The organism is Sulfitobacter sp. HI0040 (assembly GCF_001634885.1).
Taxonomy (GTDB): Bacteria; Pseudomonadota; Alphaproteobacteria; order Rhodobacterales; family Rhodobacteraceae; genus Sulfitobacter.
In genome coordinates, this window is record NZ_LWEX01000433.1 from 21,853 (window position 1) to 28,463 (window position 6,611).

A 6,611-nucleotide genomic window follows, 5' to 3' on the forward strand; every position below is an offset into this window, starting at 1 on the left:
GCTTTGCCCCCCGGGGCCTCCGCCCCGCCCCCCAAAGTATTTTCAGATCATGAGAAGAAGGCTACCAACCGCCGGTCGCGGCCCTGAGCGCCAGCCGCCATGGCGAGAGGCGCGCCTCCTGCGGCTGTGCCAACAGGTGTTCGGGATCACGGCGGGCCTGCCGAAGCGTATGATCCGCCGCCATCGCGGGCCAGAGCGCGGGCGCGGCACTTGCGGGCAGCAGCGCGCGATTCCGGCGGGCGCGGCGCAGAGCCTCCGACGCCGTATGGGCGAGCGACTGCACGGTTTCGGCGGCGGGTTCCGCGAGCGGTTTGCGGCCTTCCGCCCGCAGGACTGGCGCGGCGCGCAACCATGCGGCGATACCGGCGGCATGGGCGGTGAGGCGTACGATCGCCTCAGCCTCCGGCGGGGCGCCGAGTGACCGGGCCGCGACCCACATGAGGTGCCCGGAAGTCTGATCGATATACCGCTCGAAATGGGCAGCGTCCTCGAAGGCGTCGCGATAGATGTCCCAACGGCGGGCGGCGGTGAGTTCATCCAGCAGGCGGGCGTCCTCTGCCGACAGGACCCGAGCGAGCGGGGTCGCGACCTCGTGCCGGCGAACGGGCTTTCCTTCGGCGATCTCCTCGCAGACATCGCGCCACCATTGCAGGCGCATCTCGGCAATCATCGATTCCCGCGTCACGCGCGGTGCGCGCGCCACTTCGGCGTTGAAGGCATAGAGCGGGAAGAGCTTTGCCCGCGCGGCCACCGGGGCCGCCATCGCGGTACGAAAGCGGATCGGATCGGCCCGTTCCACCAGCGCGGCACAGGCGACAAGATCGGCGTCAAACGTCATGCGGGGCGCGCGACGGTGAGCAGATAGCCGAAATCGCCGCCTTCCCGGCGCCAGAGGTCGACCTCCGCCTCCGTCTCATCCAGAAGCGCCCCAAGCGCGGCATCCGCTTGCGGGCGCAACGTGGCGATACGCTCCATGAGCGGGGTGTAATATGCCTCCCACGCGGCGGAGCCGAGACGTCGGGAGCCCATCACGTGGTATCCCGCTTCCTCGACCTGCCGTGTGATGCCTGCCTCATCCGTCATGCCGGGGTATTCCGACCAGAATTCGCGCGCCCGCACCGAAGGCTCATTCGTGAACCAGCAGGGTTCCGAGAAGACCACGACACCGCCCCGGGCCAGCGACCTGCGCCAGCCCTTGAGCGCCGCGCCGATCCCGAGGAAATAGACCGCCCCCGCGCACCAGATCATGTCATGCGGGTTCATGATGCGGGCCATGTCGGCCTGCAGCACCGTAACGCGCGGATCGTCCCCCCACGCCACACGCGCGGAGGCTATGAAATGGGCCGTCTTGTCCAGTGCGGTCACATGGCCGCGCGGCGCGGCATCGAGGAGCGCCGCGATGTCGCCGCCCGGCCCGCAGCCCACATCCGCAATGCGCGCATCGGGCTGCAGACCCGCAACACCAGACGCCCAGGCCACATCCGCAGGCTCACCCGGGCCTTCACGGGGCAAATCCCGGTGCAGGGTAAAGAACGCGTCCTCTGGAGGCGTCATGCCGCGCCGTCCCGGATCAGTTTCCAGCGGATCGCATCCAGCAGTGCCTCGAAAGAGGCATCGACGATATTGGCGCTGACGCCGACGGTGGACCAGCGATGGCCGTCACCGTCCTCGCTGTCGATGATGACGCGGGTCACCGCTTCGGTCCCGCCCTGGGTGATGCGCACCTTGAAATCCACCAGCCGCATGTCTTCCAGCAGCGCCGAATACTGCCCGAGATCCTTCGCCAGCGCCTTGGAGAGGGCGTTGACAGGGCCGCGGTCGCTCCCGTCCTCGTCCATGCTTTCGCTGACCGAAAGGCGCTTTTCCCCGTCGACCTTCACGACGACAACCGCCTCGCTGAGGCTGACCATGCGGTCGTACTTGTTCTTGCGGCGCTCAACAGTCACCCGGTAGCGCTTGACCTCGAAGAGATCGGGCATCCGGCCAAGGGCCTCGCGCGCCAAGAGCTCAAAGCTGGCCTGCGCGGTATCGTAGGAATAGCCCTGCCCCTCGCGGGCCTTCACCTCTTCGAGAATACGCGCAAGGGCCTGGTCGCCCGGCGCCACCTCCAGCCCCGCGCTGGCCAGCCGGCGGCGCAGGTTCGATTGCCCCGCCTGATTGGACATCGGGATGACGCGGGCATTGCCGACAAGACCCGGGTCGATGTGTTCATAGGTCGAAGGATCCTTGAGGATCGCGCTGGCATGTAGGCCCGCCTTATGCGCAAAGGCCGACGAGCCGACAAAGCCCGCCTGTTTCATCGGTACCCGGTTCAGGATCTCGTCCAGCATGCGGCTGGTGCGCGTCAGCCCGGCCAGCGCCTCGCGGCTCACCCCGGTCTCGAACCTCTCCGCATAGGGTTCTTTCAGCATCAGGATGGGAATGAGCGCGGTGAGGTTCGCGTTGCCGCAACGCTCCCCCAGACCGTTCAGCGTGCCCTGTATCTGCCGCGCGCCCGCATCCACCGCCGCCAGCGTGCAGGCGACGGCGTTTTCGGTATCGTCATGGGTATGGATGCCCAGCCGATCCCCGGGAATGCCCGCCGCGATCACTTCGCCGGTGATGCGCCCGATCTCGGACGGCAGGGTGCCGCCGTTGGTATCGCAAAGCACGATCCAGCGCGCGCCCGCCTCCAGCGCGGCCCGGACGGTGGCCAGCGCATAGCCTTGGTTCGCGCGATAGCCGTCAAAGAAATGCTCCGCATCGAACAGGGCTTCGCGACCTTGCGCGACCAGATGCGCGACCGAGCGGGCGATGTTCTCTGTATTCTCTTCCAGTTCGATGCCCAGCGCAGTGCGCACCTGAAAATCATGGGTCTTGCCCACCAGACAGACGGATGGGGTCCCCGCGTTGAGCACGGCTGCGAGGATATCGTCATTCTCCGCCGAGACGCCCGCGCGTTTGGTCATACCGAAGGCGGTCATCGTGGCCCGCGTTTTCGGGACCGCATCGAAAAAGGCGCTGTCCGTCGGGTTGGCCCCGGGCCAGCCGCCTTCGATGTAGTCCACGCCCAGCGCGTCGAGCGCCGCCGCGATGGCGAATTTCTCATCGGTGGAAAACTGCACGCCCTGGGTCTGCTGCCCGTCGCGCAGCGTGGTGTCGTAGAGATAGAGGCGCTCGCGGGTCATCTGAGAGCCTCGAGCTTGTCGGGATCGAAATGTTCGAGCTTTTCGAAGGCCGAATTGGCTTCCGCGGTATCCAACACCTTGATACCGGCAGCCAGAAGACCATCACGGATGGCGTCGGCTTCAGCGAAGTCACGCGACTGCCGGGCGGTCTTGCGGCGTTCAAGGAGGATCAGCAGCGTTTCCTCCTGCGCCGGGGTGAAGGCATCCGAGCCATCGTCCTCGCCGGCCCAAGCCGGCACGTCATTCCCCAGCAGTCCAAGCATCTGCAGGGCCGCGGCAAGACCCGCGGCATCACCCTCTCCCGCCAGGCGATGACATTCTGTCAGTGCCGCGTGCGTGTTCAGATCATCTGCCAGATGCGCCAGCAGCGGGCCGGACACCTCCCCCGCTACGGTGCCATCCACCTGCGCGTACCACTTCCGCAAAACGCGCGCGGCCTCGTCCCGCTTCTTGTCGGTCCAGTCCATGGGCTTGCGGTAATGCGTGCTCAGCATCACGAAGCGAATGACCTCTCCCGGTACGCCGTCATCCAACAGGTCGCGCACGGTAAAGAAGTTGCCGAGCGATTTGGACATCTTCCTGCCCTCGACCTGCAGCATCTCGTTATGCATCCAGATGTTGGCAAAGTCGTGCCCCGCGCATTTCGACTGCGCGATCTCGTTCTCGTGATGCGGAAACTGTAGATCGATCCCGCCGCCATGGATGTCAAAGCGCGGCCCCAGTATCTCATGCGCCATGGCGGAACATTCGATGTGCCAGCCGGGCCGCCCCCTGCCCCACGGGCTGTCCCAGCCGGGCGTCGCCGCATCAGACGGCTTCCACAGAACGAAATCCATCGGGTCTTCCTTGTAGGGCGCGACCTCGACCCGCGCGCCCGCGATCATGTCGTCGACCGACCGACCCGACAACGCGCCATAGGCGTCGAATTCCCGCACGCGGAACAGCACATGCCCCTCGGCCTCGTAGGCATTACCTCGCGCGATCAATCCTTCGATCATGGCAATCATCGACCCGACGTAGGCCGTGGCCCGGGGCATGTGATCGGGCTCCAACGCACCGATGGCCGCCATATCCTGCAGGAACCAGCCAATCGTCTCCTCGGTGATCTCGCCGATCTCGCGGCCGCTCTCTGCGGCGCGGGCGTTGATCTTGTCGTCGACGTCGGTGAAGTTGCGCACATAGGTGACGTTTTGCGCGCCGTACACCTGCCGCAACAGCCGATAGAGAACGTCGAACACAATCACGGGGCGCGCATTGCCCAGATGCGCCCTATCATAAACCGTGGGACCACAGACATACATGCCCACCTGTCCCGGCGTGATGGGGGCCAGCACCTCCTTGCGGCGGTGGGCGGTATTGTAGAGCGTGATCTGCGGGTCGTTCTGCATGGGTCGTCCTTGCGCGGGCGGTTACGCGGGTCTGGCGCGGGCTTGGCACATTTTTGTCGGGAAGAAAATGACGACGCGCCGCCCGCAGAAAGGCTCAGCGGCAAATGGAGGGGGAAATCAGGGAAATCCGGTGCATGGTCATGCCCTTGCATAGCAACTGCGCCCGGCCCCGCCAAGCCCGGACGATTGACAATCGCCAGCCGCTCTGCGCCCCTGCGCGCGACAAATTACAGGAGGCCGACATGAACATATCGACACGGATCACCGGGCTTCTGGGCGGCGGCTCGGACGGTTGGGGCGTCTTCAACCGCGCCCGCGCGATGATCGCCCAAGGCATTCCCGTCACCGAACTGACGATCGGAGAGCATGACATCCGCACGGCAGCCCCCATCCTGCAGGACATGCACCGCGCCGCGATGGCGGGCCACACGGGCTATGCCGCCGTGCCGGGCACCGCCCATCTGCGCGACACCGTGGCCCAGCGGGTCGAGGCGCGCACCGGCGTGCGCACGACGCGCGACAACGTGGTGATCACGCCGGGCGGGCAATCGGCGCTCTTCGCGGCCCATGCCGCGACCTGCGACCCGGGCGACGTGGCGCTCTACCTCGATCCCTACTATGCGACCTACCCCGGCACGATCAGGGGCGTCTCCGCCATTCCCCGCGCGGTACCGACCCGGGCGGAGGATGCGTTTCAACCCCGCGCCGCCGATATCAACGCGGCCGCCGAAGGCGCGGTCTCGCTGTTGATCAACACGCCCAACAACCCCACCGGCGTTGTCTATTCGCGCGAAACGCTCGAAGGCATCGCAGACGTCTGCAAGAAACGCGACCTCTGGCTCATCTCGGACGAGGTCTATGACACGCAGGTCTGGGAAGGCGAGCACCTGTCGCCCCGCGCCCTGCCCGGCATGGCGGAACGCACGCTTGTCGTTGGCTCCATGTCCAAATCCCACGCCATGACCGGCTCGCGCTGCGGCTGGATCGTAGGGCCGGAGGACGTGGTGCATCACCTCATCAACCTCGCCACCCATACGACCTACGGTGTGCCCGGCTATATTCAGGATGCCTCCGTCTTCGCACTGACTCAGGGCGCTCCGCTCGAAGCCGAAATCGCCGAACCTTTCCGCAGACGGCGCGCATTGGCGCAGGAAATCATCGCCGCGCAGAACACGGTCTCGCTCGTACCGGCGCAGGGGGCGATGTACCTGATGCTCGATATCCGGGCCACGTGGCTTTCGGGCGAAGCCTTCGCCGAAGCGCTTCTTGACCGGCATCACATCGCGGTCATGCCCGGGGAAAGCTTCGGGGAGGCCGCCAAGGGCCATGTGCGCGTCGCCATGACCATCGAGGATCGGGCCTTCACCGACGCCCTGCGCACGCTCTGCGAGTTTGCCCGCGAAGGTGCCGCCACCCCCGCCTGACCGCCCCTTCACCCTTTGACAAATACTCCGGGGGTCCGGGGGCAGCGCCCCCGCAGGGAACCGATACGAAAAAAGCCGGGTGCGGTCACACCCGGCTCTTATCTTTCATCATCCCGTGGGATCAGAAGCGGAAGGACCCGCGCACGGTCACTGTCGTCGCTTCGACCGCGATACCGGTCGTGCCGATGTCACTGAAATCGTGGTACAGCACTTCGCCGCCCAGATCGAAACTGTCGGTCAGGCGATAAGCCATGCCCACACCGCCGAAGCCGCCGGTTTCATCCCCGAGGCTGGTATCGGCGCGCGCGACACCGCCGGTCGCATAGAGCAGCGTCCGCCCAAAATCGTAACCGCCACGCAGTTTCAGGCGCGCGATTGAATCGAGCTGCGCCACACCGCCGCCGAAATCGGCGTCTGACGTGTCATAGTCCACCTCGCCGCCCAGAACGAGCGTGCCGAAGTCATAATCGTAACCGGCGTGCACGCCGCCGATAGCGCCGTCGCCGCTCAGGTTACCGTCGATGTCGGCATAGCCCAGCTGACCACCGGCATAGAAACCGGTCCAGTCATTGGGGTCAGCAAAATCGACCGGCGCGGGCGGTGCGGTGACGATCGGTCTGTCATCTTGGGTT

Annotated in this window: 6 protein-coding genes; 1 reads left to right on the plus strand and 5 read right to left on the minus strand. The window is 65.9% G+C overall.

From position 1 onward, the window contains the following. Positions 1-61 precede the first annotated feature (61 nt). The 4 genes from A3728_RS17940 to cysS are packed head-to-tail and all read right to left on the minus strand — an operon-like array spanning position 62 to position 4,555. Positions 62-838, minus strand: coding sequence for a squalene/phytoene synthase family protein (locus A3728_RS17940; RefSeq protein ID WP_067926854.1), 777 nt, complete (start codon positions 836-838; stop codon positions 62-64). Then, entirely contained in the window at positions 835-1,554 is a 720-nt protein-coding gene (locus A3728_RS17945; RefSeq protein ID WP_067926857.1) for a class I SAM-dependent methyltransferase, read from the minus strand. Before A3728_RS17945 ends, A3728_RS17940 begins: the two co-directional genes overlap by 4 nt. Then, positions 1,551-3,167, minus strand: a complete 1,617-nt coding sequence (cimA, locus tag A3728_RS17950) for a citramalate synthase (RefSeq protein WP_067926861.1) — start codon at positions 3,165-3,167, stop codon at positions 1,551-1,553. The genes A3728_RS17945 and cimA overlap by 4 nt, the downstream gene beginning before the upstream one ends. Beyond that, positions 3,164-4,555, minus strand: a complete 1,392-nt coding sequence (cysS, locus tag A3728_RS17955) for a cysteine--tRNA ligase (protein WP_067926864.1) — start codon at positions 4,553-4,555, stop codon at positions 3,164-3,166. The genes cimA and cysS overlap by 4 nt, the downstream gene beginning before the upstream one ends. 242 nt (positions 4,556-4,797) lie before the next feature. On the opposite strand from cysS, the gene A3728_RS17960 reads away from it, so the two are divergent. After that, positions 4,798-5,979: a pyridoxal phosphate-dependent aminotransferase gene (locus A3728_RS17960; RefSeq protein WP_067926883.1), complete on the plus strand. Its 1,182-nt coding sequence runs from the start codon at positions 4,798-4,800 to the stop codon at positions 5,977-5,979. 121 nt (positions 5,980-6,100) lie between these two features. Here the strand turns inward: A3728_RS17960 and A3728_RS17965 are convergent, their stop codons facing one another. Further along, positions 6,101-6,592: an outer membrane protein gene (locus A3728_RS17965; protein WP_082858013.1), complete on the minus strand. Its 492-nt coding sequence runs from the start codon at positions 6,590-6,592 to the stop codon at positions 6,101-6,103. Positions 6,593-6,611: the final 19 nt, after the last annotated feature.